General features: G+C 67.4%; 2 protein-coding genes and 1 pseudogene. 2 read left to right on the forward strand and 1 reads right to left on the reverse strand.

Annotated elements, in window-relative coordinates:
- On the reverse strand, positions 1-924 hold a 924-nt coding region (locus MFF42_RS21615), incomplete at its 3' end, for a DEAD/DEAH box helicase (RefSeq protein WP_238257644.1).
- Positions 925-1,383: 459 nt separating this feature from the next.
- On the opposite strand from MFF42_RS21615, the gene MFF42_RS21620 reads away from it, so the two are divergent.
- Positions 1,384-2,301: a DUF6662 family protein gene (locus tag MFF42_RS21620; protein ID WP_238257642.1), complete on the forward strand. Its 918-nt coding sequence runs from the start codon at positions 1,384-1,386 to the stop codon at positions 2,299-2,301.
- A 13-nt stretch (positions 2,302-2,314) separates the two neighbouring features.
- Positions 2,315-2,625: pseudogene (locus MFF42_RS21625) on the forward strand (hypothetical protein); the annotation flags it as partial.

A 2,625-nucleotide genomic window follows, 5' to 3' on the forward strand; every position in this document is an offset into this window, starting at 1 on the left:
GGCGTCGAGGGAGCCGTGGTGGAGGGCGATGGGCAGGGTGTCGTCGTTGAGCCGCCACAGCTCCTGGAAGGTGTACTCGGCCTGGAGCCGGGTGTTGACGAAGACGAGCACCGTGCGGTGCACCCGGATCAGGTCGTAGATCGCCGGCATGGCGTGCCGGGCGGTGTGGCCGGAGAGCGGCAGCGTGCGGCCGATATCGAGCATGTGCAGGTCGGGCTTGGCGCCGCCCTTCACCACCACGAGATCGGCCATGGGAGCCGCCGACGTCCCTCCCCCCTCCCGCGCAGAGGGGGGAGGGTTTTGTGAGACGAGGTACTTCCTCAACGCGTCCGGCTCGCGCACCGTGGCCGAGAGGCCGATGGCGCGGGCCTCGGGCGCCAGCCGCCGCACCCGGGCCAGCGCCAGCGAGAGGAGATCGCCGCGCTTCGAGGTGACGAGTGCGTGCAATTCGTCGAGCACGATCGTGCGCAGGCCGGCGAAGAACGTCTCGGCCTCGCGATGGGCGAGGAGCAATGAGAGCTGCTCGGGCGTGGTGAGCAGGATGTCCGGCGGGCGCTGGATCTGGCGGGCGCGTTTGTGCGCGGGCGTGTCGCCGGTGCGGGTCTCGACCGTGACGGCAAGCCCCATGCCCTCGATCGGCGCTTCGAGGTTGCGGGCGATGTCGACGGCGAGTGCCTTGAGCGGCGAGACGTAGAGGGTGTGGAGGCCGCGCGCCTTTCCCTTCCCATCGCCCTCTCTCTCGCTCAGCTCGACCAGGCTCGGCAGGAAGCCCGCCAGCGTCTTGCCCGCGCCGGTCGGCGCGACGAGCAGCGCCGAGCGCCCGGCCCGGACGGTCGCGAGCAGTTCGAGCTGATGCGGGCGGGGCGACCAGCCGCGGGCGGCGAACCACGCGGAGAAGCGCGGCGGCAGAGTGGCGGGCGGCATGGAGGAGGACAGGGCTTCGACGGTCACGCGCCCTTATGTGGGGCGCGCGCCGACAGAACGCACCCGAGGAGGGGCGCCCGGTGCTCTCGCCCATGATCCGGTCCGACCGCGTGCCGCCTCACTCACGGGGATCGGGCGTCGCCACCCTTGAAGTTGCTCGGCCTGTGTGACTTATAATAATTCTCATTCTTGAGCTTTGTTTGAAAAATACCAGATCTGTGCGGAGGATTATTTTTATATATCAGACGTTGTGGCGTGTTGACATTGATGCGCCTCTCGATAATCAATGCTCAAGCTCGATGGCCTGATAAAAAATCAAGATAAGCCAGTCCCATTGGGCGGCATGCAACTCGTTATGCCGGGCTGATCATGATGACGATTGGTATTGTTCCGTGCGGGGGCGCGTGCCGTCCTCGTCGTCCGCAGTCGCGCGCCTGGACGCTGCCCGTCATCGGCGGATTGCGACCCCTCCTGATCCACACGCTGATCCTGGCGCTGCTGTTCGTCTGCTGCGACGCGATGCTCGGCGTCATCTCGACGGCGGAGGCGGGCGAGGCGTTCTTCGGCTGGATCTACACCGCCGACATCCATCCGCCGGGCACGTTCGAGTACGAGCACCGCTCGTTCCTGCAGCGGAGCCAGTCGCGCGGCCAGTACGCGTATCTCCAGAACAGCGAGGAGCTGGAGCTCGGCGTCACGCCGAACCTTCAGGTGGCCGGCTACCTGAACTGGAGCTACCGCAACGCCTTCCGCAACGGCATCGACGGCACCACCGGCGGACCCGGCGTGTCGATGTTCGAGGGGCCGAACTTCAACCCCTACAACCGGCTGAGCGGCGCCCGGTTCGATTCGGCCTCGGTGGAGGTCATCTACCAGATCCTGAACCCCTACACCGACCCGATCGGCCTCGCGCTCTACCTCGAACCGGAATTCGGCCCGCGGGAATGGGAGCTCGAATGGCGGATCATCGTCCAGAAGAACTTCCTCGACGACAAGCTCGTGGTGGCCGCCAACCTGATGGGACGGCACGAGAACGAGCGCTACTCCGACCGGACCACCAACCGCGAGTCGCCGCTCGACGTCACGCTGGGCGCCTCCTACCGGGTGGCCGACAACTGGTTCCTCGGCATCGAGGGGCGGGTGCACAACGAGTTCGCCGGCATCCTCTGGCGCTCGCCCGACCATTCCGCCTTCTTCCTCGGGCCGAACGTGCACTACGCCACCAAGGGCTGGTGGGTGACGGCGGCGTGGCGGCACCAATTGCCGATGACCCTCGCCTACAACCGCGATCAGGCCGACGTGATGTGGCACGGCCGGATCTACGGCGACGAGCATGCGCGCGACGAGGTCATGCTCAAGTTCGGCATGCCCTTCTGAGGAGATCGCCGCCATGCGCTGGGAAGCCTTCGCCGCCGCTCCGCTCGTCGTCCTCGCCGCCCCCGAGGCGCAGGCCACGGAGTACCTCACCGTTGCCCAGGCCCAGGCCGCCCTGTTTCCCGGCGCCTCGTTCCAGAAGGTCGCCGTCGCCGTGCCCGAGGCCGTCCTGGAGGCGATGCGCGAGCGATCCGGCGTCGACGAACCGTTCAATGCCGGACGCGTCTGGCGGGTCTCGACCGGCGGGTGGTTCATCGTCGATGCCGTGCTCGGCAAGCACGAGAAGATCACCTACGCCGTCGGGATCGACGCGTCCGGCGCGGTGCG

The sequence above is a fragment of the Methylorubrum podarium genome, assembly GCF_022179745.1.
Taxonomy (GTDB): domain Bacteria; phylum Pseudomonadota; class Alphaproteobacteria; order Rhizobiales; family Beijerinckiaceae; genus Methylobacterium; species Methylobacterium podarium.